23 protein-coding genes are annotated in these 24486 nt (G+C 63.9%); 4 read left to right on the top strand and 19 right to left on the bottom strand.

Translation table 11 applies throughout. From position 1 onward, the window contains the following. On the bottom strand, positions 1-1689 hold the full coding sequence (hutU, locus tag BJ994_RS04650) for a urocanate hydratase (protein ID WP_167991983.1): 1689 nt from the start codon (positions 1687-1689) through the stop codon (positions 1-3). After that, a complete protein-coding gene (locus BJ994_RS04645) occupies positions 1686-2384 on the bottom strand; it encodes an IclR family transcriptional regulator domain-containing protein (protein WP_167991981.1) in 699 nt (232 codons plus the stop codon). The genes hutU and BJ994_RS04645 overlap by 4 nt, the downstream gene beginning before the upstream one ends. A gap of 104 nt (positions 2385-2488) precedes the next feature. On the opposite strand from BJ994_RS04645, the gene hutH reads away from it, so the two are divergent. Continuing rightward, entirely contained in the window at positions 2489-4066 is a 1578-nt protein-coding gene (hutH, locus tag BJ994_RS04640) for a histidine ammonia-lyase (RefSeq protein WP_167991979.1), read from the top strand. Between the two features lie 40 nt (positions 4067-4106). Here the strand turns inward: hutH and BJ994_RS04635 are convergent, their stop codons facing one another. The 4 genes from BJ994_RS04635 to BJ994_RS04620 all read right to left on the bottom strand — a co-directional run bounded on the left by BJ994_RS04635 (position 4107) and on the right by BJ994_RS04620 (position 7624). Next, positions 4107-4649 (bottom strand): AMIN-like domain-containing (lipo)protein, encoded by a 543-nt coding sequence (locus tag BJ994_RS04635; protein ID WP_167991976.1) that lies wholly within the window; start codon positions 4647-4649, stop codon positions 4107-4109. A 186-nt stretch (positions 4650-4835) separates the two neighbouring features. Continuing rightward, the gene (locus tag BJ994_RS04630; protein WP_167991974.1) at positions 4836-6014 is read right to left on the bottom strand and encodes a cation:proton antiporter; all 1179 of its coding nucleotides are present in this window, start codon (positions 6012-6014) and stop codon (positions 4836-4838) included. Positions 6015-6021: 7 nt separating this feature from the next. Next, positions 6022-6504, bottom strand: coding sequence for a cation:proton antiporter regulatory subunit (locus tag BJ994_RS04625; RefSeq protein WP_167991971.1), 483 nt, complete (start codon positions 6502-6504; stop codon positions 6022-6024). A gap of 40 nt (positions 6505-6544) precedes the next feature. Then, positions 6545-7624, bottom strand: coding sequence for an FAD-dependent oxidoreductase (locus BJ994_RS04620; RefSeq protein ID WP_167991969.1), 1080 nt, complete (start codon positions 7622-7624; stop codon positions 6545-6547). A gap of 151 nt (positions 7625-7775) precedes the next feature. Between BJ994_RS04620 and BJ994_RS04615 the strand changes: the two genes are divergently transcribed. Continuing rightward, the gene (locus BJ994_RS04615) at positions 7776-8594 is read left to right on the top strand and encodes an acyltransferase domain-containing protein (RefSeq protein ID WP_167991967.1); all 819 of its coding nucleotides are present in this window, start codon (positions 7776-7778) and stop codon (positions 8592-8594) included. 9 nt (positions 8595-8603) lie between these two features. Here the strand turns inward: BJ994_RS04615 and BJ994_RS04610 are convergent, their stop codons facing one another. The 9 genes from BJ994_RS04610 to BJ994_RS04570 form a co-directional block, all read right to left on the bottom strand. Next, positions 8604-9347, bottom strand: a complete 744-nt coding sequence (locus BJ994_RS04610; RefSeq protein ID WP_167991964.1) for a hypothetical protein — start codon at positions 9345-9347, stop codon at positions 8604-8606. Then, complete coding sequence (locus BJ994_RS04605; RefSeq protein ID WP_167991961.1) at positions 9344-10246, bottom strand: aminoglycoside phosphotransferase family protein; 903 nt, start codon at positions 10244-10246, stop codon at positions 9344-9346. Before BJ994_RS04605 ends, BJ994_RS04610 begins: the two co-directional genes overlap by 4 nt. A gap of 23 nt (positions 10247-10269) precedes the next feature. Next, positions 10270-11784 (bottom strand): Asp-tRNA(Asn)/Glu-tRNA(Gln) amidotransferase subunit GatB, encoded by a 1515-nt coding sequence (gatB, locus tag BJ994_RS04600; RefSeq protein WP_167991959.1) that lies wholly within the window; start codon positions 11782-11784, stop codon positions 10270-10272. Further along, positions 11785-13284, bottom strand: a complete 1500-nt coding sequence (gene gatA / locus BJ994_RS04595) for an Asp-tRNA(Asn)/Glu-tRNA(Gln) amidotransferase subunit GatA (RefSeq protein ID WP_167991956.1) — start codon at positions 13282-13284, stop codon at positions 11785-11787. A 3-nt stretch (positions 13285-13287) separates the two neighbouring features. Continuing rightward, complete coding sequence (gatC, locus tag BJ994_RS04590; RefSeq protein ID WP_167991953.1) at positions 13288-13584, bottom strand: Asp-tRNA(Asn)/Glu-tRNA(Gln) amidotransferase subunit GatC; 297 nt, start codon at positions 13582-13584, stop codon at positions 13288-13290. Positions 13585-13663: 79 nt separating this feature from the next. Next, positions 13664-14152, bottom strand: coding sequence for a GNAT family N-acetyltransferase (locus tag BJ994_RS04585; RefSeq protein ID WP_245192407.1), 489 nt, complete (start codon positions 14150-14152; stop codon positions 13664-13666). 70 nt (positions 14153-14222) lie between these two features. Further along, the gene (locus BJ994_RS04580; RefSeq protein WP_167991949.1) at positions 14223-15026 is read right to left on the bottom strand and encodes an ABC transporter permease; all 804 of its coding nucleotides are present in this window, start codon (positions 15024-15026) and stop codon (positions 14223-14225) included. Beyond that, complete coding sequence (locus BJ994_RS04575; RefSeq protein ID WP_167991947.1) at positions 15019-15801, bottom strand: ABC transporter permease; 783 nt, start codon at positions 15799-15801, stop codon at positions 15019-15021. The genes BJ994_RS04580 and BJ994_RS04575 overlap by 8 nt, the downstream gene beginning before the upstream one ends. Further along, positions 15798-16769, bottom strand: coding sequence for an ABC transporter ATP-binding protein (locus BJ994_RS04570; protein ID WP_167991945.1), 972 nt, complete (start codon positions 16767-16769; stop codon positions 15798-15800). The genes BJ994_RS04575 and BJ994_RS04570 overlap by 4 nt, the downstream gene beginning before the upstream one ends. Positions 16770-16830: 61 nt before the next feature. On the opposite strand from BJ994_RS04570, the gene BJ994_RS18395 reads away from it, so the two are divergent. Both BJ994_RS18395 and BJ994_RS04560 read left to right on the top strand, forming a co-directional pair. Next, positions 16831-18486: a LuxR C-terminal-related transcriptional regulator gene (locus BJ994_RS18395; RefSeq protein WP_167991942.1), complete on the top strand. Its 1656-nt coding sequence runs from the start codon at positions 16831-16833 to the stop codon at positions 18484-18486. 59 nt (positions 18487-18545) lie between these two features. Continuing rightward, positions 18546-20273, top strand: a complete 1728-nt coding sequence (locus tag BJ994_RS04560; RefSeq protein WP_167991939.1) for an HNH endonuclease signature motif containing protein — start codon at positions 18546-18548, stop codon at positions 20271-20273. A 142-nt stretch (positions 20274-20415) separates the two neighbouring features. On the opposite strand, the gene BJ994_RS04555 is transcribed toward BJ994_RS04560, so the two are convergent. The 4 genes from BJ994_RS04555 to BJ994_RS04540 form a co-directional block, all read right to left on the bottom strand. Then, entirely contained in the window at positions 20416-20877 is a 462-nt protein-coding gene (locus BJ994_RS04555) for a DUF2087 domain-containing protein (protein WP_209066601.1), read from the bottom strand. Next, entirely contained in the window at positions 20874-21725 is an 852-nt protein-coding gene (locus BJ994_RS04550; protein ID WP_167991935.1) for an inositol monophosphatase family protein, read from the bottom strand. Before BJ994_RS04550 ends, BJ994_RS04555 begins: the two co-directional genes overlap by 4 nt. After that, a complete protein-coding gene (ligA, locus tag BJ994_RS04545; RefSeq protein WP_342450283.1) occupies positions 21722-23914 on the bottom strand; it encodes an NAD-dependent DNA ligase LigA in 2193 nt (730 codons plus the stop codon). Before ligA ends, BJ994_RS04550 begins: the two co-directional genes overlap by 4 nt. A gap of 160 nt (positions 23915-24074) precedes the next feature. Further along, the gene (locus BJ994_RS04540; protein ID WP_167991931.1) at positions 24075-24344 is read right to left on the bottom strand and encodes a WXG100 family type VII secretion target; all 270 of its coding nucleotides are present in this window, start codon (positions 24342-24344) and stop codon (positions 24075-24077) included. Between the last annotated feature and the right edge of the window lie 142 nt (positions 24345-24486).

The following is a 24486-nucleotide window of genomic DNA, read 5'->3' as shown; positions in this document are numbered from 1 at the left end:
TCACGGCTGCATTGGAATGCGGACACCACGCTCACGGGCCACCTCCTGCGCACGCTCATAACCGGCGTCGACATGGCGGATGACGCCGGTGCCCGGATCGTTGGTCAGGAGTCTCTCCAGCTTCTCGGCGGCGAGCGCGGACCCGTCCGCCACTGACACCTGCCCGGCGTGGATTGACCGGCCGATGCCCACTCCACCACCGTGATGGATGGACACCCAGGTGGCGCCGGAGGAGGTATTGAGCAGGGCGTTCAGCAGCGGCCAGTCGGCGATGGCATCAGAGCCGTCTGCCATGCCCTCGGTCTCCCGGTACGGGGATGCGACTGAGCCTGAATCGAGGTGATCCCTGCCGATCACAATCGGTGCGGATACCTTGCCTTCGGCGACGAGCCGGTTGAACAGCAGGCCGGCTTTGGCGCGGTCGCCGTAGCCGAGCCAACAGATGCGTGCGGGCAGCCCCTCGAATTCGACGAGATCGCCGGCGGCGTCGAGCCAGCGGTGCAGGTGCTTGTTCTCGGGGAACAGCTCCTTGAGTGCTGCATCGGTGACGGCGATGTCCGCAGGATCGCCGGACAGCGCAACCCAGCGGAAGGGACCTAGACCCTCGCAGAAGAGCGGACGGATGTAGGCGGGCACGAAGCCGGGAAAGTCGAATGCCCGCGGGTACCCGCCCTTCCTCGCTTCGTCGCGGATCGAGTTCCCGTAATCGAAGACAGTGGCGCCTGCATCCTGGAAACCGACCATCGCTTCGACGTGGCGAGCCATGGAGGTCTGCGCCTTCTTGGTGAAGCCGTCCGGATCACTGGCCGCCTCGCGCTCCCATTCATCCACGGCTACTCCCTCGGGAAGGTAGCTGAGGGGATCGTGAGCGGAGGTCTGGTCGGTCACGATATCGACGGTAAACTCACCGTTTCGTTGCCGCTCAAGCAGCGCCGGCACAATCTCTGCGGCGTTGCCCACCACGCCGACCGACAGCGGCCGGCGTTCAGCCTTCGCGGCGAGTACCTGCCGCAGGCCGTCCTCAAGATCGTCGGCGACGACGTCGAGATACCGTTTGGCGGCCCGGCGCCTCAGGCGGGTTTCATCGACGTCGATAATCAGCACCGCACCGCCGTTCAGCGTCACCGCCAGCGGCTGCGCACCGCCCATCCCGCCACAGCCGGCGGTGAGCGTCAGTGTGCCCGCGAGGGTTGCGTCCTCCGAGGTGAACAGGGCGCGCGCGACGGCGGCGAAGGTCTCGTACGTGCCCTGCAGGATCCCCTGGGTACCGATGTAGATCCAGGACCCGGCGGTCATCTGCCCGTACATAGTCAGGCCTTCGGCTTCCAGGCGCCGGAACTCCGGCCAGGTGGCCCAATCCCCCACCAGGTTCGAGTTGGCGAGCAGTACGCGCGGGGCCCAGGCATTGGTGCGGAAAACCCCTACCGGCTTGCCGGATTGCACCAGCAGGGTCTCATCATCCTCGAGGTCCTTCAGCGCCGCCACGATCGCGTCGAAGGATTCCCAACTGCGGGCAGCCCTGCCTGTCCCCCCATAGACCACCAGGTCCTCCGGGCGTTCGGCGACCTCGGGATCGAGGTTGTTCATCAGCATCCGCAGCGGCGCTTCGGTCTGCCAGGACTTGGCGGTCAGGCTCGTTCCGCGCGGTGCGCGGACCGAACGCGAGGAATCGTGCTGGGTGAATGTCATGAGTGGACTCCTGTTGTCGGGGCGTCTGTTGTGGGGGTGTCTGGATTGTTCTTCACGTGCTGGGGCGTGAGGATACCGGCCGCCTCAGCGGCGACCAGGCGGCCGATTTGCTGCGCTCCGGCGTCGGTGATCCGGTAGCTGGGCACTACAACGCTGAGCGATGCCACCACCTGGCCGCCGGAGACCACCGGAGCGGCGATGGCCGTGACGTCGGGTTCAATGCCGTTGCTGACGACGACGAACCCGCTCCCGGGTGTCCCTCCGCTCAACACAGCGCCCGCGGCGGAGCCGGTCAGCGGAATGCTGCGGCCAACCCAGCTGGTGTGCCGTACCGAGTGGGTGCCTTCGCGGACCGCGAGGTAGATGCCGTGGCCGTCGTGCGAGGGAACGTTGAGGTAGGCGGATTCGCCGGTCGAATCCACAAGCCGTTCCAGCGCCGCTTCCGCCAGCGAAACCAGTGACTCGTGCGAAAGTGCCTGTGCGCCCAACTGCACAACGCGCATTCCCGGCCGGTAGCCGTCGTCGTCCCGTCGAACAAAGCCCGTGCCTTCCAGTGTCCGCAGCAGACGCAGCGCCGTTGACGCGGAAAGGCCTGCGTCGCGCGCAGCATCAGCCAGTGTGACCGAGCCGCGGTCGCACACGGTACCGAGCAGCAGCAGTGCCCGCTCGACGGTGCGGGTTGACGTATCCGCCACGAATCCATCCTTGCGTTGTAACCAAATTTGTATTTCACTTATTGAAACGCTCATTTCATCTATTGGCAAGAGCAACTTGGTTGTGCAGCGGAGAAGAGGACGGAATGCAGGTCGAATACACGGTCACGGTCAGTCGCGGTGCGCTGGCGCCGAAGGATGTTGTTGCGGTCGCCCGCCACGGAGCGCGCGTAGAGCTGAGCGGTGACGCCGTCGCGGCGATGGAGGCCAGCCGCTCGGTGATCGAGTCCCTCATCGACGACCCCACCCCCCACTACGGCGTCTCCACCGGTTTCGGCGCGCTGGCCACCAAGCACATCCCAGTGGAGAAACGCACCCACTTGCAGCGGAGTCTGATCCGCAGCCACGCGGCGTCGTCGGGTGCTGAAGTGGATCGCGAGGTGGTGCGCGGACTCATGCTCGGCAGGCTCTCCACCATGGCCACCGGACGCACCGGCGTCCGGCCCATCGTGGCCCACACCTACGCGCAGATGTTGAATGCCGGCATCACGCCGGTCATTGGTGAGTACGGCTCGCTGGGCTGCTCGGGTGATCTTGCCCCGCTCTCCCACGTTGCGTTGGCCCTCATGGGCGAGGGCGAAGTAAGGAACGACGACGGCGCACTGCTGCCCGCCGCTGATGCGCTGGCTGCCGCCGGAATTGCGCCGGTGGAGCTGCGCGAGAAGGAAGGCCTGGCGCTCATCAACGGCACGGACGGCATGCTGGGGATGCTGGTCCTTGCCTCTGCGGACCTCCACCGATTGCTCCGGACCGCCGATCTTGCCGCCGCAATGAGCGTCGAGGGACTGCTGGGAACCGACAGTGTGTTTGCCGAGGACCTGCATCAGCTGCGTCCGCACCCAGGACAGGTGGCTTCGGCGGCAAATATCCGGCGGGTACTTGCCGGGTCGCGGCTGATCGGCCAGCATGACTCCGCTGAACGCAGCGAACACCGTTTCACCCGCGTCCAGGACGCCTATTCGCTGCGGTGCGCCCCGCAGGTTCACGGCGCTGCCAGGTCCACGTTGGCGCATGTGGAGTCGGTTGCATCCATTGAGCTCGGCTCGGCAATCGACAACCCGGTGGTCACTGTTGACGGTCGCGTGGAATCCAACGGAAACTTCCATGGCGCGCCCATCGGTTACGCCCTCGACTTCCTGGCCATCGCCGTCGCAGACCTCGCATCGATGAGCGAACGCCGGACGGATCGCTTCCTCGACAAGAGCCGCAACCACGGGCTGAACCCGTTCCTGGCCCACGACCCCGGGGTGGATTCCGGGCACATGATCGCCCAGTACACGCAGGCCGGGATAGTCTCGGAGCTCAAACGGTTGGCGGTTCCGGCGTCCGTGGACTCCATTCCGTCCTCGGCCATGCAGGAGGACCATGTGTCCATGGGCTGGTCCGCAGGGCTGAAGCTGCGGCGGGCGCTGGACGGGCTTGAACGTGTCCTGGCGGTGGAGCTGCTGACCGCTGCGCGGGGACTTGATCAGCGCGACGGCGGCGGAGGGAATTCATTGAGTTCCGCTGCGATCCGCGCTGCGCGGACAACCATCCGGGAGGTTGTTCAGGGGCCCGGCACTGACCGGTACCTGGCCCCTGAAATAGAAGCCGTTCGAAAGCTGGTGGTGGCGGGTTCGGTGCTTGACGCCGTCGACGTCGTTCTTGGTGATCCGCTGGTCTAGCCGAGCGGATCACCAAGAACCAGTGCACTGAAGTGTGGGGTTACCAGCGATGCGCCACGTCAATGACGAGGCGTGATGAGGTTCCCGGGCCATCGAGAGTGAAGACACGGAAAGGAAGGCGGGCTCGCACACCTAGACCGAAGGTGGTGCGGGCCTCGAAACTGTCGACGAAAGCCATCTGGCGGAACGTGGTGAAACCAGACACATTGACTGCTTCACTCCGGACGGCTGGGCGGTAGGTTGCGTTGCCGCGGAAGTCATACGCGGGTGCGTTAACGGTCACCTGCAGGTCGGCGGCACCGCGCAGCGGAGTAGCCATACCGGAAACGCCGACGACGGCGCTTACGTACCTGACGGTGTAGCCGGCGCCTTTGCCCCGAACATCGATCACAAGCCGATCGAAGCAGGCATGGCGTCCGGCGCGTGCGTTGACTATCGGGGCACTGGTCTGAGCGGTACTGCTCTTGGCCAACGATCCCCAGGTAATCCCACAGTAGCCAGCTGCTGTGGCACTGCTCGGCACCACCAGGCCAAGCCCGGCAATCAGGAGCAGGGCCGCCAGCAGCGCACGAATTTTGTGCATGATGCACCACCTTTCAAGGAGGAGTAGGTGGAATCATCGTAGGGCTGCGCCGGGTGGAAAGACCCGGCTCTACAGACTATGGCGCCCAACCGTTACTGCGGCTGCTTGTGCAGGCGTTTCAGCGGCCAACCCGGCTCAAAACGCAACCAACGCGAATCCGCAATGTCACCGTGTGCTTCTGACGACTCAGACGGTTTGCGGTGTTTTGCGGGTGAGGAAGCCCATGACCGGTTCGGCGAGCCGCGCGGCGACCGGACCGAGGATAGCCATCAGCAGCACGTAAGCAGTGGCGAGGGCGGCAAGCTCATCGGTCACTGCACCGGAGGCTACGGCCAGGCCGGCGATGACGATGGAAAACTCGCCCCGGGCGATCAGCGCAGCACCGGCGCGCGCCCGCCCAAGCTTACCGACGCCCTGTTGTTTGGCAGCCCACCAGCCCGTCGCTACCTTGGTGACGGAGGTGATGACCGCCAGCAGGAGCGCATACCCGAGTACCGGCGGGATGGTGCTCGGATCCGTGTTGAGCCCGAACACCACGAAGAAGACGGCGGCGAACAGATCACGCAGGGGCTCCAGGAGCCTGGTCGCGTTGGTGGCAGTCGCCCCCGAAATCGCGATGCCCAGGAGAAAAGCTCCGACGGCAGCCGAGACCTGCATTGCTGAAGCTACGCCGGCAACGAGCAGCGCGGCGCCAAGCAGGGTAAGGAGGAAAACTTCCCGGTCCTTGGAGTCGACGACGGCGGAGACCGCGTTGCCGAACTTCAGGGCGATGACGAGCACGATGGTCACGACCACCAGTGAAATTCCGACGGCCTGAAGTCCTCCGGCGAAGCTCACACCGGCGAGGACGGCGGTCAGGATGGGCAAGTAGACCGCCATCGCCAGGTCCTCGAACACCAGCAGGGACAGCACCACGGGGGTTTCCCTGTTGCCGAGCCGCCCCAGGTCGGTGAGCACTTTGGCAATGATGCCTGAGGAGGAGATGTACGTGACGCCGCCCAATACCAGGGCGCCCACGGCCCCCCAGCCGAGAATCAGGGCGATGACGACGCCGGGCAGGAAGTTCAGGAGGATGTCCAGGATGCCTGCCATCCAGGACTGCCGGAGGCCGGTGACCAGTTCACCTGCCGTGTACTCGAGGCCAAGGAGCAGCAGGAGCAGGATGACGCCTATCTCGCTGGCAATTGCACTGAACTCTTCGAGTCCGCCGAGCTCAACGAATCCGCCCTGCCCGAAGAAGAGACCGCCCACGAGGTAGAGCGGGATCGGCGAAAGACCGATTCGTCCTGCGAGCCGGCCGAGGATTCCAAGGCCGAAGAAAACGGCCCCCAATTCAATGAGGACCAGTGCACTGTGATTCCCCATGGGCGGCTCAGCCGCCGCGAAGTATCTCGGCGGCGGCGTCGAGCCCCTCAGAAGTGCCGACGGCAACGAGGAGATCGCCGGCTGCGAGAGTGAAGTCCGGGGTGGGTGAAGCCTGTACCTGGCCCTTGCGGAGGACTGCCACCAGGGACACGCTGGTCCGGGTCCGCATTTTGGTGTCACCGAGCTTGCGTCCGTCATAGGGAGAGTCGATGTCGATCAGGAACTGACGCGTGTTGACGCCGGGAAGGTCCCGGTGTTCTTCGGTCAGCTGTGCCACCACCTGGTGCGCGCCGAGCAGGTTGCCCAACGTGGATGCTTCATCCGCGGTGAGCGGGATGGATGCCAGGCAGGCATCCGGATCATCGGCGCGCGAGACAATGAGCTCCGTCTCGCCGTCCCGCTGGGTGACCGTCCCGATGCGCCGGCCGGACGCCGTCACAATGTCCTTGCGCACACCGATTCCCGGAAGTGGTGTCTGTTCAACCCTCATGGTTTTACTCTAGACCTGCTTGTGCTAACGGCGCTCACGTTTACTTCTGGGGTGCGAGCGCCCCGGTGATCCGTTGGTCGGTTTCCCCACCGGCGATGAGTCGGGATGCGAGCTCCGCGATCCCGGATGAGGTCTGGAATCCGTAGCCGCCCTGGCCCGCGAGCCAGAAGAAGCCGCTTGCTTCGGGGTCGAAACCCACCACCGGCAAGCCGTGGGCAGCCTGTGTCCGCAGTCCGGTCCACGATCGGACAACGTCCCCGATGCCGAGGGTGGTCAACCGGTTGAGCCGGTTGATCAGCTCCGCAATGTCCTCCGACCGCGGTTGTGCGTCCTCAGGCACGCTGGGAATGGATTCCGACGGCGAGACCAGCACACCGGCGTCATCCCGCCGGAAGTAGAAGGTGTCATCAGCCGCGGCAACCATCGGCGCATCGGGTGTGGGCGGATTGGCCGCGTTCACCACTGCGGCGCTTCGTCGGTAGGGGCGCAGACCCTGGGTGGCAACACCGGACAGGACGGCCAGTTCATCGGCCCAGGCGCCCGCGGCATTAACGACGACGGCGGCATGCACGCCGTGCGCTCCGGCACCGGCTTCCCATCCGCTGCGCAACCGCTGTACGGAGTGGACGGGCGCTCCCGTGAGTATCCGGCAGCCCCCGGCTTCGGCACGAGTGTGGTGGTACTGCAGCAGCGCTTCAGTGTTGGAACCGAACGCGGTGGTGTCGAGCCCGGCTGCCTCGAACCCCGCTGCGGCAATTTGCGGGCAGAGACTCTCAGCCTCGCTGATGGAGATGCGCTGCATCGCACCGCTTGCCCGCGCTGTGACGTCCGCTTCCGCTCCGACGAGCATGAAGCTGCGCGGAACGAGGATCGGTTCGGGCAGTTCCTGTTCGAACTCCCGGATCAAATCCAGTGTTCGTTCGGTGAGCTGGCGGACCTGTGGCGGGCCGTAGCTCGGGATGAGCTGCCGGGCGGACCTGGAGGAGGTGTGGTAGGCAAGTGTCTGTTCCGCTTCGACCAGGATCACCTCAAGATCCGGGTACTCCGAGGAAAGCGCCGAGGCCAGGGATAGTCCCGCAATGCCTCCGCCAACAATCAGGACATCTGCTGTCAGAGCCACAGCGTACCCACCTCCGTCGTTGTACACCCGCCTGGTTCGCGGCGCTTTCGGCCGCGCCGATCGCCGAAGCGTTAGGTACTGTTCTAACAGACCCTGACGTCCTCGTCAGCGGCTGATGAGTGGAAGTGCACGTGGAACGGGAACGCAGGGCATGACTCAGGACCATCTTGACCTTTTACGGCTGCCGTCCGCTGATCGGGACGCGTGCCGGGAACTGCTGGAAGCGCCCGTTGATTCCGAAGTGCTGGGAGCGCTCGAGTCGCTGCGCACGCGCCTCGGCGTATTGACTGAGAAACCGAAGCTTCCCGAATACCCGGAATCGGTGTGGACAGCCGGCCTGCTGCGCTTCGTGCCCGAGCTGCTGGACTGGTACCGGGCGCGCGGCGTCCCGGAGGACGTGGTTGCCGATTCCCTTCCCGATTGGGGACGGCACTTCGCGCTGCACCGGCGGGTCCACGGTGCGTTCGGGCTCGAAACGTGGCGCTGGCTTGTGGCTCATGCACAGGGCACCATGTTCCAGCTGGGCCGGCTGCAGTTCATGCTTTACAGGCCGGATCCTGCACTGCCCGATGGGGAGGGCGCCTACGCACTCGGCATTCATATCCCGGAGACTTCAGAGCCGCTCGATCCCGATGCAGTGGATGCCTCCATTGAACGTGCGCGCGCATTCTTCCCCGCGCACTTCCCCCAGGCACCTCCGGGTTTTGCGACCTGCGATTCCTGGATGCTCGATCCCGGCCTCCGGTTCGAACTGCCGGACACCTCCAACGTGGCGCGATTCGCTGACCGATTCACGCTTCTTGGGCGTCAGGGTGCTGAGCCGACCGATGCGCTGTACTTCGTCTTCCGCACCCGCGACACCGATTCTCTCGCGTCGCTGCCCCGGACATCCTCGGTGCAGCGCGCGGTGCTGGACCGGTACGCCGCCGGAACTCCGGTGCTGGGAACCGCCGGGTACTTCCGGCTCTGATTCCCAGCTCTACGCGAGTGCGACGCAGAGCACTGAGGCGTCGTCGGCCGATTCACCGATCTCCTCCTGGGCGCTTCGCAGTGTCAGCAGCAGTTCCTGTGCGCCGATGGGCGTCCGCACGGCTTCGAGGAACTCCGCCGGTCCGCTGACCAGACCGAGATCCACGGCGCGCCACGCCCCATCCGAGGCGAGCGCAACCGTGTGCGCCGGCCCGAATGAGACCAGCCGCGCTTGTTCAGCGGCGGCCGGCTCCCTTCGCGCGACCCAGACGCCGCCGGGAGTGTTGCGGTCCAGCCGTGCCTGACGCAACTGTTCTGCGGACGCGGAAGGCTCACTGATTCCTTCCCCGACGTGGCGTACCTCGCCGTTATTGAGGGCCGCCACGACGTGGCAGTCCGCGAGGCTGAGAACGTGCAGGCCGCCGCCGTCGTCGTCGGCCGTTACCAGCGACACAGCCGCACTGGGAAAGCGCTGGGACTCAGCTCCCACCAGCTGGTGTCCCAATTCGTCCACTCTGCCAAGCGCGGCTGCCAGAACCGCGCGCGGATCAGCCGGTCCCACGCTTTCCGCAATCGCAAGATCCAGAACGCGCGCATACCAGGACGGGTTGGAGGCACCGGGAAGATCCAGTTCGTCGAGCAGGGAGGTGGCACCGTCAATCATCCAGACGGCATTGCCCCGGTAGCCGCAGGCGTCCTCCTCTACGTGATTGTCGCCCTCGGTCTGCACGCGCGATACGTGTGTCCAGTTCATGCTTTCCCTTCATCTCCTGCGTCGGTGAGTACCTCGTGCAGGATGTTCCGGTCCATCGACTGGAAGTCGGGGTTGTCATCGGAGGTCGCGGCCATTGCTGATCCCATGCAGAGCGCCCATCCGCGTGCCCGCTGCCACGTGGCGGCATCGGTGGGACGTTCGCCGTTGATTCGGTTGATGAAGGCGCGGCGTCCGTTTCTGTCAAAGACCATCCAGGCTGCAGCGAGATCCGTGGCTGGGTCTCCGCTGGTCAGATCACCGAAATCCAGGATGCCGAGTAGCCGGCAGTGGGAGTCCAGCACGATGTTCGCGGCATGGAGGTCTCCGTGGAGCCACAGCGGTTCGCCCTCCCAAGGCGGCTGGTCGCGCAGTTCGACCCAGAGGGCGGAAAGTTCTGCGGCCAGTCCTGCACCGCCGATCCTCTTCTCCACCGCCCTGCTGCGTGTGGAAAGCGGAACTCCCCGCACCGGGTTCCGCGGAGCGTCTGCGGGTGCCGGCTGCTGAAACGCGAGGACGAAGTCCGCCAACTGTTCCGCTGCCCTTGTCCGGTCGGCGGCAGGGAGGTCGGCCGCCAACGGCCCTTCGATCCAGCGGGTGATCGTCCAGTACCAGGGAAAGTACGACGACGGCGCGCCGGTCCGCTGCGGGACCGGCGTCAGCGCCTTCACACCTTGAGTGAGTATGCGCAGCCAACGCTGCTCATTGACGATGAGGTTCGCCGCCGCCTCGCGTCGAGGCAGCCGGACGGCGAACTCCTTGCCAAGCCGGAAGATCGCGTTGTCCCAGCCGTTGGCGACCAGCGTGAGCGGCAGTCCGGAGAGGTCAGGGTGCTGTTCGTCGAGAAGTCGCTGCACCAGTTCAGTAGTGATGTCGATCTCCGCGGCCGGCATGTTCGCCATGGCTTCCTCACCCCTGGAAAGAGCTAGCCTTCGACCCCTAGGCGTTCCAGGATCAGCTGGCGGACCTTGCCGGCGTCGGCCTGGCCACGGGTAGCCTTCATGACGCCACCGACAATGGCGCCGACCGCCTGCAGCTTCCCGCCCCGGATCTTGTCCGCGACATCGGGCTGTGCAGCGAGGGCGCCGTCGATCGCTTCAAGGAGGGCGCCGTCGTCGGACACCACTTCAAGGCCTCGCTGGGAGACCACTTCCGTGGGCGTACCCTCGCCGGCAAGGACGCCGTCGAGCACCTCGCGGGAGAGCTTGTCGTTGATCTTGCCGGCGTCGATCAGCCCCTGCAACTCAACGATCATGGCCGGTGTGACGCCCAGTTCGGCGGGTTCGACGTCGGCAACCTTGGCACGGCGGGAGATCTCGCCCATCCACCACTTCCGCGCCGTTGCCGGTTTGACCCCGGCGGCGACGGTTTCCTCGATGGAGTCCATGACGCCGGCATTGACGACATCACGGAACTCGGCGTCCGAGTAGCCCCAGTCAGCCTGGAGACGCTTACGGCGGGCTGCCGGTGGTTCGGGCAGCTCGCTGCGAAGCTTCTCGATCCACGCATCGTCCGTAACCACCGGAACAAGGTCCGGCTCAGGGAAGTAGCGGTAGTCGTCGGCGTCGGACTTGGGACGGCCCGCCGTCGTCGACCTTGTGTCTTCGTGCCAGTGCCGGGTTTCCTGGGTGATCGCAACGCCGGAGTCGAGGACAGCGGCGTGCCGCTGGATCTCGTAGCGGACAGCGTGCTCGACGGCCCGGAGCGAGTTCACATTCTTGGTCTCGGTGCGGGTGCCGAACTTCTCCTGGCCCTTGGGCTTGAGGGAGACGTTGGCGTCGCAGCGGACGTTGCCTCGCTCCATGCGTGCATCGGAAACACCGAGGTTCTTGACGATCTCGCGGATGGCTGCGACGTACGCCTTGGCCAGTTCCGGTGCGCGCTCCCCCGCCCCGACGATCGGCTTGGTGACGATCTCCACGAGCGGTACGCCTGCTCGGTTGTAGTCCACGAGTGAGAACTCGGCGCCCTGGATGCGGCCAGTGGACCCGCCCATGTGGGTGAGCTTGCCGGCGTCTTCCTCCATATGCGCGCGTTCAATCTCGATCGTGAAGACCGTGCCGTCAGCAAGTTCGATGTCGATCGACCCGTCGTAGGCGATCGGTTCGTCATACTGCGAAGTCTGGAAGTTCTTCGGGGTGTCCGGGTAGAAGTAGTTCTTCCGGGCGAAGTGGCACTTCTCGGCGATCTTGCAGTTCAGTGCGAGCCCGATCTTAATGGAGGACTCGACAGCTACCCGGTTGATGACCGGGAGCACACCGGGCAGCCCCAGATCCACGGGAGTGACGTTGGTGTTCGGTGTATCCCCGAACGCGTTCGGCGCGGAGGAGAACATCTTGGTCCGGGTGTTCAGTTCAACGTGAACCTCGAACCCGAGTACCGGATCATACTTCTGCAGGGCCTCTTCGAAGGAAAGGATTTCGGCGGTTGCAGTGCTCATCTACTTCACTCCAGCGATCTCGGGTGCCTGTGCCAGGAGGGGTCCGCCCCAGGTGTTCTCAAGCAGCGTTTCCAGTGCTGCGCCTGCCCGGTAGAGGCGTGCATCCTGGCGTGCGGGGGCCAGGAACTGGATGCCGACCGGCAGCCCGTCGGCAAGGCCTCCGGGTATCGAGATGCCGGGGACGCCGGCCATGTTCGCGGGGATGGTGGCGACGTCGTTCAGGTACATGGCGAGCGGATCGTCCAGCTTCTCGCCCAGCTTGAACGCCGTGGTGGGCGCGGTTGGCGAAATCAGGATGTCAGCCTGCCCGAATGCGGCGTCGAAGTCACGCTGGATCAGTGTGCGGACCTTCTGCGCCGAACCGTAGTAGGCGTCGTAATATCCGGCGCTCAGCGCGTAGGTGCCAAGGATGATGCGGCGCTTCACTTCGTCCCCGAAGCCGGCGGCGCGGGTGGCGCCCATGACGCGCTCAATGGTGGGAGCGCCGTCGGGCACAACACGCATTCCGAAGCGCACGCCGTCGTACTTCGCGAGGTTGGACGAGGCCTCCGACGGCATGATCAGGTAATACGCGCCGAGGGCGTACCTGAAATTGGGGCATGAAACCTCGACGACGTCGGCACCGGCCTGGCGCAGCAGGTCCAGCGCCTCGTTGAAGCGGGCCTGGACGCCGTCCTGGTAGCCGTCGCCCTGCAGCTCCTTGATCACGCCGATCCGCATCCCCCTGACGTCGCCGTTGCGGGCGGCGTCAACGAGCGCGCCGACGGGATCGGTGAGCGACGTTGAGTCATGGGGGTCGTGACCGCCGATGACCTCGTGGAGCAGTGCGGCGTCGAGCACCGTGCGTGTGACCGGACCGATCTGGTCCAGTGACGAAGCCATCGCAATCGCACCGTAGCGGGAGACGCCGCCGTAGGTCGGCTTAACTCCGACGGTGCCGGTGACCGCACCGGGCTGGCGGATGGAGCCGCCGGTATCGGTGCCGAGCGCAAGCGGCGCTTCGAAGGCTGCGACGGCAGCAGCCGATCCGCCGCCGGAGCCACCGGGAATGCGGTCCAGGTCCCATGGATTCCGGGTGGGTCCGTACGCCGAATGTTCGGTGGAGGAGCCCATCGCGAACTCGTCGAGGTTGGTCTTGCCGAGGATCGGCATCTTCGCGTCGCGAAGGCGCCGCACCACTGTTGCGTCGTACGGGCTGTGCCAACCCTCAAGGATTTTCGAACCGGCTGTGGTGGGCTGGCCCTTGGTGACAATGAGGTCCTTGACGGCGATCGGTACGCCTGCCAGCGGATGCATAGCGTCCTCTAGGGAACGCTCTTTGTCCACCTCGGAAGCGACGCGAAGCGCCTCATCGGTGTTGATGTGCAGGAAGGCGTTGATCGCCGGGTCCACTTCGCCGATGCGGTCAAGGTGTGCCTGGACTGCTTCAACGGCCGAAACCTCGCGGGACGCGAGCTTCTCGGCGAGGCCGGAAGCGCTGAGCCTGGTCAGATCTGTCATGGCCTACTCCTCGTCCAGGATTGCGGGGACCTTGAACCGGCCCGCTGCGTTGTCCGGTGCGCCGCTCAGGGCTTCCTCGTTGGTGAGGGTTTCGCCGATGACATCATCCCGGTACACGTTGCTGAGCGGGATGGGGTGGCTTGTGGCCGGGATGTCCTCGCCCGCCACTTCGCTGACGGTCTTGATGGAGTCGACAATGACCGAAAGCTCGCCGGTCATCCGGTCCAGCTCCTCGGCGCTCATGTCGATGTGGGCGAGCCGGGCGAGATGCGCGACGTCCTCACGGGTGATCTCGGGCATGTTTCTCCAGGATCTTTTCGATGTACTCAGGTTTCGGGTTCTAGTCTACGGGCGCGAGGAGAGCGTCCTGTCCCCAGCATTACTGAAGCGCCAGGCGGAACACCCAGAGGTGGATGTCCTCATCCGGGACCCACCAGTCGCGGCTTGGCACCCTCTCGAATCCGAGCGATTCATAGAGGCCGTGGGCGCGCACCATGTTGGAGCCACTGGTGAGACTGACCGCGTCTATCCCTTCCAGCGTGCGCGCATACCCGATGATCCACTCGACCATGCGGCGGCCGATTCCACCGCGCTGCACCGCCGGGTCCACGGCGAGCATGCGGAATTCGAGTTCCCCGGCAATCGCGATGTCCGTGTAACGCTGGCCTTCGAAGGTGATCGCAACGGAGCCGACGACGGCGCCGCCCAGTTCCGCAACCCACACCTCGGCGTGCGCTGCCCGGTGTTCAACATCGGTGAGCACCTGGACGTACGGGTGGTTTGGATCTTCGAAGTAGCCCGCGCCGACGTAGGCGTCCCGCGTAATCCGGCGGACGTCGTCGTAATCTGTTTCAGTCACGCGACGCATGGTCAGGGTCATCGGATAAGCCTTTGTCGTCTGGATTGGTTGGATAAATCCGCCTACCCATTGTGACCCGCTAATCGAAGTCGATCGAGCCGGTTCGGCGACCGTGTTGCGCGAACCGTTCGAACATCAGGACCGCCAACACCAGCCAGCCGAGTCCGATCGCGAGGCACAGCCCCAACTGCCCGATCGTCCCGACGGATACCGCCTGGGTGCCCTGCACAGCGCGGATGGCCGCCAAACCATGAATCATGGGAAACACCTGCGCCACCAATTGCACGCCTTCGGGCCAGAACGCCACCGGTACCACCACGCCGCACAGGAGCGTGTGGGCGGACTGAACCAGATTCGCGACGACGTTACGCCAGTGCGGCACTCTCAGCACGAATGACGCAACGAAGAGCGCCATCCCGTACGTGCCGCAGGCAACACAGGCGAGCCCGACGACGGCGGCAACAGCCGCAGGCAGGCTCCACTCGACGCCGAGCAGCGGTCCGATTCCGAAGAGGACGATCGACGCGGTTCCCACTCCGCTCGGCATCCACTGCAGGCTCCTGCCGACGAAGACCGGCCACAACCGGGCCGGCGCGACCGTCAGCAAGCCTAAGGTTCCGGAGGCCCGCTCCCACTGGGTGGACTGGATGGCGAACAGCGTCTCGGATGCGGTCAGGAAGACTGCCTGCCCGATGAACAGATACAGGATCGCGCCGGGTTCCTTCAGGAGCAGGCCGATCACGGCAAAGAACAAGACCTGCATGATGACGCGCCCGAGCCAGCCGACACACCACGTCAGCGGTGAGTAAACCGTGCGGAAATCTGCGAAGGCAATGTGCGCAGCGCTTCGCACCACGTTCAATGTCGCGGTTGGTTCAGGCATAGGTCATCTTCCCCGTCCGTCGAAGCCGATTGATGGACGCCCTCACCAACACATTCCCGATCACGTAGGAGAGCACGCCAAGGACTCCGAGCATCATCAGGCTGAAGGCGGCATCGCCCGCCAGCTCGATGGTCAGTGATTCGCGCAGTAGATCCGAAGCCCAGGAAAGGAAAACGAGCGCCGAAACGGGATGGACCCACTCCGGGAGCAGGGCAACCGGGACCATCACGCCGCCGAGGAGATAGAAGGGATAGCTGAGGGAGTTCTGGAAGGAGCGGGCCGAGCGGGCGAGCACGAATACCGCCGCCATCGACAGCGCAGTGCCGACCATCGCGAACACCAGCAACACCATGGTCGCGGCGAACAGGACCGGGTGCCGGATCGCCACAGGTTCACCGGTGAAGATCCACCCCACAAGCCAGGACTCAACGAATCCCACCAGGCCCATGCAGGTCACCACCCCTACCCTCCCGGTCAACAAAGCGGAGAACGACGACGGCGCCGCCACCAGAAGCTCCAGCGTTCCGGCTTCGCGGTCCCGGGTGATGAGTTCGCCCGCGGTATGAAGGCACATGCCCCACAGCGCTATCAGCCCGGGCGCGAGGACGGCGTAGCCACTCAGGTCAGAGCGCCCTGCATACTGGGTGATAGCGAGGAAAACCAGGGTCAGCATCGGAGCTGTGAAGAGAGTGAGATACCAGTCGGCGTTTCCCCGCATGCGCCTGTGCTGCATAACTGCGCCAGCCATGACCGTTGAGGTGTGCGTTGCGCTCATCCCAAGCTCATTCCGCGATCGCCGACAAGGTTCACGTAGAGATCGTCCAGGCTCGGTGGCGTGACCGAAAAGACGGACACTCCTGCCGCGGCGACGATGGTCAGCGCCTTCGTCACTGCCTGTTCTTCCAGGACCAACACCAGCCCGCCGGTTCCGTCCTCGCTCACCTGGGCATCCAACGGTTCGATTGACGCCAGGATCTCGCTGCGTTGGCTGGAGCTGAGGTCCGGCAGCTCAAGCCTTGACCCGGATCCGGTACTTCGCATGAGCTCGCTCGGGGTGCCCTCCGCGATGATCCGACCGCCGTCGATGAAACTCAGCCGGTCCGAGAGGTCGCCCGCTTCCTCCATGTTGTGGGTGGTCAGCAGGATGGTCTTGCCTTCGAACCTAAGATCGCGAATCAGGGCGCGGAACCCATTGGCGGCGACCGGGTCCATGCCTACGGTCGGTTCGTCGAGAATGAGTACCGGTTGGTCGGCGATCAGTCCCCGTGCCAGATGCAGCCGCTGCTTCATACCCCTGCTGAAGGTTTCAACGCGCTGGTTTTCCACACCTGTCAGCCCCAGCTTTTCCAGCAGTTCCGCGATTCTGACCCTGGCCTTTCGCCGTGGCATCGAGTACATCGCGGCCCAGAACATCAGGTTTTCAACCGGTGTGAGCCGGTCATAGAGTCCGCGCTCGCCGCCGAGCACGACGCCCAGGCCGGCTCTGGCCTGCCGGGTCTCTTTCACGACGTCGAAACCCGCCACGTTTGCGCTGCCCGCGCTGGGGAGGAGCATTGTGGAGACGATTTTGCACAGTGTTGTCTTGCCCGCACCATTCGGGCCGAGCAGACTGTGGACGGTACCGGGGCTTACGGTGAGATCGACATCATTCAGGGCGACTTTGGGCGCTGTGCCCTTGCTTTGTTGCTTCCTGCTGGCTTCGAACGTCCGACGCAGTGAGCGCACCTCGATTGCTGAGTCCATGCAGTGACCATATTTCTAGTGGAACGTGCGGCTCCTAGTAAAAAATGACTATGCTTGGCGGGTGTCCATAGCTGTCCTTCCAGCGGAACTCCTTACGCGTGCTGAGAGACTGGCCGACGGCGGTGAGCCTGAGGCTGCTCTCAACCTTCTCGGCCCTTTGCTAAAGACCTGTCCGCAGGCTCTCGCGATCGCCGTTGAGGCGTCGGCCGCAATGGGAAATTACGACGACGCGCGGCGGTATGCCGATTCCCTTGCCCGGGCGCAGAATGCCGTCGGCTCGGGGGAGCACTCCCTGGCGCGGGTCAGGGCAATGATCGTCCTCAGCCAATTGGCGTGGCTTGAGGGGCATGTATCGGAAACGTGGACGCTGTTGACCGACGCGCGCCACATCGCCGCCAGCCCGGTCGCGGAGCTCCTGGTAACAACTGCCCGTGCCGCGGCTGAACTCCGGGCTGAGCGTTATGAAGAGTCGATCGCTTCGGCGGAGACGGCGATGGCGATGGCGCGTGCCTCGGGTCTTGGCGATGCGTTGGCAGCACGTGCACGGGATGATTCAGCTGTAACACTCGCAAGCTGTTCAGCGACCCGACCTAATCCCGACGAAGGTCAGATCGCAGAGCTTGATCGTCTCTCGCACCCCGCAACCGATCTGGGAGCGGCAGCTCGAACCCGCGCAATCAACAACTCCCTGGTGGCTCTACTTGGACAGGAGAACCTGTCTGACGCTGAAGCATGGTCTCTCTACGATCGGGCTCATGCCCGTGCACGACTGTTCGGAGGGAAGTCACTACTCTCGATTGCCCGGCAAGGAATGGACCTCGCTGCGCGAACGGGCGATTGGGAGCGCGGCTGGGCCATCGGAACCGGACACATAGCAACCGAGGCGAGCCGCAGTGAGCGGGTGGCGATCGCTGCGAAACTGGCCCAGTTCGCCTTTGCCCGTGGGCTTGCGGCTGAAGCGGCGAGGTGGGGCCGGCGCGCCATGTCCGAATCCACGGCGATCGACGTCATCTGGGTGCGGGTCTACGCCTATCTCGGTGGTGTGATTGCAGCGGCGGCGTCCGGGGGAAGTGCCGAGCATGCATTGAACGAGTACGGGAATTGCATGAGCCCCACCAGCCATGCTCAACGGGCCGGGCGTGCCTGGGAAGCAGCCGAAGTTGCACTCACCGCAGGGACGGACGCCGCCGTCGTCGTGCGCTTCCTTGATCGCGTGATTCCCGGCGGTGCCGTAGATAATCTGTGCCCGGCGGCGAAGGCTTATGCGCAGGCGGTCTTGAAGGATCATTCGGGAGTTGACGCGTCCTCCGGCGAGCTTGTTGCCGTAGGCGACCGCATTGGCTGCCGAAACGCCATCTGGCGGGCGACTTTGCAAGTTCAGCTCGTCCGCGCGTATCGACGTGAGGGTAGACATACCGCGGCCGTCCTTGCCCTGACAGAAGGGCAACGGCTCGTTGATCGGTGGCCCGGGAGACTGCGCGACGAACTCCGCCAGCTCAGCATCACGGAAGTTTCCCAGCCTCCGGCGCTCAGCACACGGCAGGCTCAAATCCTGGAGTTCATCCTTGAGGGTGCGAGCAACAGGAACATTTCGGAGACGCTTGGTATCTCTGAGCGAACCGTTGCGGTTCACGTTTCGGAGATCCTCGCAAGGACTGGGCACGCTTCCCGGACAGCTCTCGCTGTTGCCGAATTGCGTAGGCGGCTCATGGGATAGCGGTGCAGGCGTTTCCCACAAGCTCTTCCATTCGTATATGTTTTCGAATACAATTAGGTATGAGCTTAGCCGCGGTCATCGACACCCCCGACGTCGGTGATGAGCGCTCTGGCTCTGTATCGGAAATCGGTGGCCCACGGAGCGGTTCGGGGCATCATGTTGCTGAGCCCAATGGTTCGGAGATCGACGTTGCGGAGTTGAACCGGCTGGTCGCCTCGTTCGCAGCCGGGTTCACTGAGGACTTCATCGGGATGGGCCAGGCTGAATTGGGCGAGCATCTCGCCGGGATCGAGGAACTATCCCGGACCGTGGAGTACCTCCAAGTCGCCGCCGCTACTGCGGTGGATCGCAGCAACGCCGCCGCAGGAGGACGGCCCGCCGAAGGAAACCCCTCCACCGGTGGTGCCGGATTCGTCTTCAACACCTCCCACGTGAACACTCCGGACGTCAACACACCCGGCTTCAACACTCCCGGCTTGAACACCGCTCAGGGTAGGCGCTCGGTGTATCGGTGCACCGCGGAGTACCTGCAGGACCGGCTACGGATCAGCCGCAGCGAAGCCACCCGCAGACTCCGCCTCGGCGCCAAACTCCTACCCCGCATCACCCTCACCGGCGACACCCTCCCGGCACCCCTGGAACACCTCGCAGCAGCCGTCTCCCCCAATAAGACCTCCCCCAGTAACATCTCCGGAAGTAACATCTCTGCCGGGGACGTCTCTGGCAGCAAGGTCTCCGGCCGGTCAGCAACCCTGATCGCCACCGCACTGGACCGGGCCCGCTTCGTTGCTGAACCCACCGTGCTGGAGACCATGGAAGCTCAACTCACCGCTAGCGCCACCACCTATGACCCGGACTTCCTTACCCGGCTGATCCGCCGCTGGGAAGCACACCTGGACCCCGACGGACCAGAACCCACCGACAAGGAACTCACCGCACGCCAAGGCGTGTTCCTCCGCGGCAAGAAACGCGGACTACACCTGTTGGACATCGCAGCCACCGACGAACAATACGAATACCTCACCACCGTCATGAACACCACCACCAACCCCCGCACACAACCCGGCGGTAATGATGGCGCCGCTGGCGTCTCCTCCGCACCGGTCCGCGAGCGTGAGGAAACCTTCGAAACCCGGACCCGAGCCCAACTACTCCTCGACGGGCTCATCGGCGCCTGCCAGATAGCACTGGCCACCGACCAGCTGCCGGCAACCGGAGGGCACCGACCACAACTCCTGGTCACCATCGACTACAAAAGCCTCCTGCGGGAAGTAGCCGAAAACGGTGCCACCCCCGACCCCACCAACGGGCTAAACAGCCGTCACCATGCCCACGACACAGACAATCGACCGAACGCGATTACCGATGGGGCGTCCTTCGCGTTCACCGGACCCATCAACGCCCGAACCGTCCGGAAACTCGCCTGTGATGCCGACATCATCCCCATCGTGCTCGGCGGGACCAACGAGATCCTTGACCTGGGCCGCGCCCAACGACTCTTCACCGTCAAGCAGCGCAAAGCACTTCACGCCCGTGACAAAGGTTGCGCCTTCCCCGGCTGCCACATGCCAAGCCACTGGACCGAAGCACACCACATCCAACCCTGGTCAGAAGGCGGAACCACCACCACCGACAACGGCGTACTGCTCTGTAGCCACCATCATCACCTAATCCACCAAGGCGACTGGACCATCCAAGTACACGACCGACTCCCCTGGTTCATCCCACCCCAACAACTCGACCCCCAACAACACCCCCGACGCAACCACTACTGGACCCTCAGCTGAGGAACAAGAGGTCGGTGAACACGTGCCCCCACGCATCCGAACGCGGGTGCGCATGAACAGCGAGTGCACTCATAAACGCGGAGAAGTGCCTGCAAAAGCCGGACACGAGCATGCACCCGGGTGACGCTAGCTGCTCCCCCGGTCACTCCTCCAGCACGCGCCGGTATCCGGTCCCGTCCGGATTCCGCTCCAGGTATCCGTAATCAACCAGCGCCCGCCGAAGGGTCGGAATGTCTCGCGTGACCGTGCCGACGAGCCTGTTCACCAGCGGTTCATCGAGTTCCCGCTGATCAGGAAATAACCGGTCGGCAAGATGTTCAAGGACCGCCTCCCGATCCGCTGGATTCGCTGGAAATCCATCCAGCCGTCCCTCCCGAAAGAACCTGTCCACCCCCTGTGGCCGAGGTCCTGCCGCAGCACCAAGCACGTCCTTGAACAGCCCATCGTTCACGGACCCGCCCTCCAAAAGCAGACCGGCGGTGACCAGTTTGGACCGCTCCTTCGGCGATGCGCCCATCTCCAGTCCGAGAACCGCCTTGGCATACAGCTCACGGAAACGCTCCGCGGCAAGAGTCGAAAACACCTTCTGCCAGCTCACAGTCATAGAGAACTCTCCAATCGCTCAGCCAACACAATAAGCTCCCGCGGACCCGCCACCGTGAAGGCGCCGAAACGCTCCTGCTCATCCGGACCGCCATCCAGAACCGAGGACAACGAGGGCCGACGAACCACCACTCCCGCCTCCTCAGCGATCAACGCACCCGCCGCCCAATCGTGTTCATTGAGCCCACGCTCCAGGTAGGCATCAAGGGTTCCATCCGCCACCATGCATAAATCCAGAGCGGCCGAACCGATCCTGCGCATATCGCCGTGGCCCTCCAACAAGCGGCCCAACTCGCCAAGCTGCTGCACACGCTGGTCAGGATTGTAGACAAAGCCGGTGCCGACGATGGTTCCGGAACGGCCCTCAACAGGTCCTTCCAAACGACGAACGGTCCCCTGCTCACGCACCCACGCACCCTGGTCTCTCGAAGCCCAATAGACCCGATCGATGGCCGGCGCATGGACCACCCCGGCCAACCACTCGCCATCGTCGGCAACCGCAGCAACAGAGGTTGCGTAATAGACAATGTTTCGGATGAAGTTGGTGGTCCCATCCAGCGGGTCAATAGACCAGCGAATCCCGGAAGCCGATCCTTCCGGAACAGTGGTTCCGTATTCCTCACCGGTGATTGCATCGTGAGGGCGGGAACGCCAGATCACATCCCGCACTGCCCGCTCAGCCGCCGTGTCGAACGCGGTAACCCAGTCACTGTTCGAGCTCTTGTTCTCAGCCTGTAACTTCTCCGCCTGCAACTCACCGACGCTTCGCTTCCGCAATACCGCCGCACCGGCCTCAGCCGCCTGTAACGCCACATGCAACAACTCCGCCGGACTTGCACTGGTGCTCATACCTGTCCTTCCGCCAACAGCTTCCTGAAACCGTCCTCATCGAGAATCGGCAAACCCAACTGTTCCGCCTTGTCCAACTTGGTACCCGCGTTCTCCCCTGCCACCACATAGCTGGTGTTCTTCGAGACCGACCCTGAAGCCTTTCCACCACGCTGAATGATGGCTTCCTTCGCCTCATCGCGGCTGAAGCCCTCCAGCGAGCCCGTAACGACGACGGTCAATCCCTCCAGCGTGCGCGGCATCGATTCATCGATCTCATCTGCCATGCGAACGCCGTCGGCCGCCCAGCGGTCCACGATTTCACAGTGCCAATCCTCAGCGAACCATTCCTTCAGCGCTACAGCGATAGTGGGACCGACACCATCAACATTCGCGAGCTCTTCCGCACCGGCACAACGAATCCGCTCCATCGACCCAAATGCAGTAGCCAGCGCACGCGACGCGGTTGGACCCACGTGACGAATCGAGAGCGCAACCAGCACCCGCCACAGCGGCTGCGACTTTGCCTTCTCAAGCTCCAAAAATAGCTTTCGCGTATTGGCTGTGGGCTCAGACGGCTTCTTTGTTGTGCCCCTGCTGTAGAAGTACGGCACCAGTTCCTGGCCGTCCACCACACCCTTGACTTTCTTGTCCCTCAGAATCCGGACGTCAGCCAGTTTCTCGGGAGTAAGCCTGAAAAGATCCGCTTCAGTGGTCAACGGCGGAACTAGCGGCTCTGCCGGCTGGGTCAAAGCAATGGCTGCTTCCCAACCCAATGCCTCGATATCGAACGCACCACGCCCCGCTACATGGAAAACCCGCTCCCGCAACTGCGACGGACACGACTTGGCATTGGGACAGCGGATATCGACATCGCCCTCCTTCGCAGGAGCAAGGGGAGTGCCGCAGGAAGGGCACTCCGTGGGCATCACGAATTCGTACGGTGGCGGATCCTGCTGCGAACGAAGGGCCACCACCGGCCCAACGATCTCCGGAATGACATCGCCGGCCTTACGCAACACCACGATGTCGCCGATCAACACGCCCTTGGCTTTGACGACCTCCTGGTTGTGCAGCGTGGCCATCTCCACGGTGGACCCTGCCACCTTGACCGGCGTCATCATCCCGTAGGGCGTCACCCTCCCGGTCCTGCCGACATTGACCCGAATGTCCAGGAGTTTGGTGTTCACCTCCTCCGGCGGGTATTTATAAGCCACCGACCAGCGCGGCACCCGCGACGTGTGACCGAGGGCGCGTTGTAAGGCAAAGCTATCCACCTTGATGACAATGCCGTCTATCTCATGCAGCAGGTCATGGCGATGCTCGCCGTAGTGCTCGATGAATTGCACCACCTCCCCATATGAGGCCAGCACCTTGAAGTATGGCGAAACCGGAAGACCCCACTGCTCCAGAAGCTTGTAGGTTTCCGACTGGCTCTCGGCGTCCAGGCCCTCACGGGCACCAATCCCGTGGACGTACATGTCGAGCGGCCGCTTCGCCGTCAACGCCGGATCCTTCTGGCGCAACGAGCCCGCAGCAGCATTACGTGGATTGGCGAAAGGAGCCTTCCCTGCTTCCACCATGGACTCATTCAGCCGAGCAAACTCCTTCGAAGGGAAGAACACCTCGCCCCGGATCTCCACTTCGGTGGGGTGGCTGGAACCCTTCAGCGTGCGCGGAATGCTGCTGATGGTGAGTACGTTGTGGGTGATGTCCTCACCCGTGGAGCCATCGCCCCTGGTGGCGGCACGGACGAGCTCCCCATTGCGGTACAGGAGGTTGACCGCCAGCCCGTCGATTTTCAGCTCAGTCAGCCATGTAACGCTGCTTCCCGGGCGCTGAGACTCGATGCTTGCCTCTGCCCGGCGAACCCAGGCATCCAGTTCTTCCCGAGAGAACACATCCTCCAGGCTGTACATGCGCTGCAGGTGCTGGACCGGTGTGAAGGCGGCAGAGACATCGCCGCCCACCTCCTGCGTGGGTGAATCATTGGAGATCAACTCGGGATGTTCGGCCTCGATCTGCTCGAGCCGCCGGAAAAGCTCATCGAACTCCGCATCGGAAACGAGGGGTGCATTCTCGTTGTAGTAGGCGAACCGGTGCCGGCGCACTTCCTCGACGAGTCTGCCGTACTCCTCCTTGAGCGCATCATCCGGCACCTCCTCCGCGGGAAGCTCCACCTCGGGGTTTTGATCAGCTTGCTGTTTCACTGTGGCCACGGTCCTATCTTGCCCCACAGGTCCGACACTTTCTGAGCGTTGCCGGCAACTAACACCCAACAGGGCGGACAGCCCCACGCCCCGGCAGTACCCGGTCGGTTAAACGAAGAACGGCCCACAGCCAGAAGCTGCGGGCCGTCCGTCGAGCGCCCTAGTTGTTCGAGGTGGCTTCCTGGTCCTGACGGTTGCGCTGAACCGTTGAGCTGACTTCCTGCAGCTGGGCAGCGATCTGGCTGAGCTGCGCACGGTGGGTTTCCCAGTCGCCACGGAAACGCTCCGAGTCGGGACCAACCCAGCCCGTGTTGGCGAGCTGCTGGGTCAGCTGGTTGGCGGTCTGGTTCAGTTCCTCGGACTTCTGGGTAAGCAGCTGTGCCAGCTGTCCCATCTGCTCCGGGTTATTACCATGCGTGATGTTGCTCATTGTCCCCACCTTTCGTATGCGGCGGTCCGGCGTTTCCGAACCATGCCCTGCCCGATCCGTCTTTCCGACCGGGCGACTAACTACAAACTATCCAAGCCCGTCGACGGGTGTCGATGGGGACAGCTACCCAAGGAGACCTCCC

The sequence above is a fragment of the Arthrobacter pigmenti genome (assembly GCF_011927905.1).
GTDB lineage: Bacteria > Actinomycetota > Actinomycetes > Actinomycetales > Micrococcaceae > Arthrobacter_D > Arthrobacter_D pigmenti.
Note: the sequence above shows the minus strand (reverse complement) of the source record. Positions and strands in the feature narration are given on the sequence as shown.

What these genes read in the sequence shown, in the direction of transcription:
- hutU (WP_167991983.1), bottom strand. Translation starts at nt 1,689, where the DNA reads ATGACATTCACCCAGCACGATTCCTCGCGTTCGGTCCGCGCACCGCGC.
- hutH (WP_167991979.1), top strand. Translation starts at nt 2,489, where the DNA reads ATGCAGGTCGAATACACGGTCACGGTCAGTCGCGGTGCGCTGGCGCCG.
- BJ994_RS04635 (WP_167991976.1), bottom strand. Translation starts at nt 4,649, where the DNA reads ATGCACAAAATTCGTGCGCTGCTGGCGGCCCTGCTCCTGATTGCCGGG.
- BJ994_RS04630 (WP_167991974.1), bottom strand. Translation starts at nt 6,014, where the DNA reads ATGGGGAATCACAGTGCACTGGTCCTCATTGAATTGGGGGCCGTTTTC.
- BJ994_RS04625 (WP_167991971.1), bottom strand. Translation starts at nt 6,504, where the DNA reads ATGAGGGTTGAACAGACACCACTTCCGGGAATCGGTGTGCGCAAGGAC.
- BJ994_RS04615 (WP_167991967.1), top strand. Translation starts at nt 7,776, where the DNA reads ATGACTCAGGACCATCTTGACCTTTTACGGCTGCCGTCCGCTGATCGG.
- BJ994_RS04610 (WP_167991964.1), bottom strand. Translation starts at nt 9,347, where the DNA reads ATGAACTGGACACACGTATCGCGCGTGCAGACCGAGGGCGACAATCAC.
- BJ994_RS04605 (WP_167991961.1), bottom strand. Translation starts at nt 10,246, where the DNA reads ATGGCGAACATGCCGGCCGCGGAGATCGACATCACTACTGAACTGGTG.
- gatB (WP_167991959.1), bottom strand. Translation starts at nt 11,784, where the DNA reads ATGAGCACTGCAACCGCCGAAATCCTTTCCTTCGAAGAGGCCCTGCAG.
- gatA (WP_167991956.1), bottom strand. Translation starts at nt 13,284, where the DNA reads ATGACAGATCTGACCAGGCTCAGCGCTTCCGGCCTCGCCGAGAAGCTC.
- gatC (WP_167991953.1), bottom strand. Translation starts at nt 13,584, where the DNA reads ATGCCCGAGATCACCCGTGAGGACGTCGCGCATCTCGCCCGGCTCGCC.
- BJ994_RS04585 (WP_245192407.1), bottom strand. Translation starts at nt 14,152, where the DNA reads ATGCGTCGCGTGACTGAAACAGATTACGACGACGTCCGCCGGATTACG.
- BJ994_RS04580 (WP_167991949.1), bottom strand. Translation starts at nt 15,026, where the DNA reads ATGCCTGAACCAACCGCGACATTGAACGTGGTGCGAAGCGCTGCGCAC.
- BJ994_RS04575 (WP_167991947.1), bottom strand. Translation starts at nt 15,801, where the DNA reads ATGAGCGCAACGCACACCTCAACGGTCATGGCTGGCGCAGTTATGCAG.
- BJ994_RS04570 (WP_167991945.1), bottom strand. Translation starts at nt 16,769, where the DNA reads ATGGACTCAGCAATCGAGGTGCGCTCACTGCGTCGGACGTTCGAAGCC.
- BJ994_RS04560 (WP_167991939.1), top strand. Translation starts at nt 18,546, where the DNA reads ATGAGCTTAGCCGCGGTCATCGACACCCCCGACGTCGGTGATGAGCGC.
- BJ994_RS04555 (WP_209066601.1), bottom strand. Translation starts at nt 20,877, where the DNA reads ATGACTGTGAGCTGGCAGAAGGTGTTTTCGACTCTTGCCGCGGAGCGT.
- BJ994_RS04550 (WP_167991935.1), bottom strand. Translation starts at nt 21,725, where the DNA reads ATGAGCACCAGTGCAAGTCCGGCGGAGTTGTTGCATGTGGCGTTACAG.
- BJ994_RS04540 (WP_167991931.1), bottom strand. Translation starts at nt 24,344, where the DNA reads ATGAGCAACATCACGCATGGTAATAACCCGGAGCAGATGGGACAGCTG.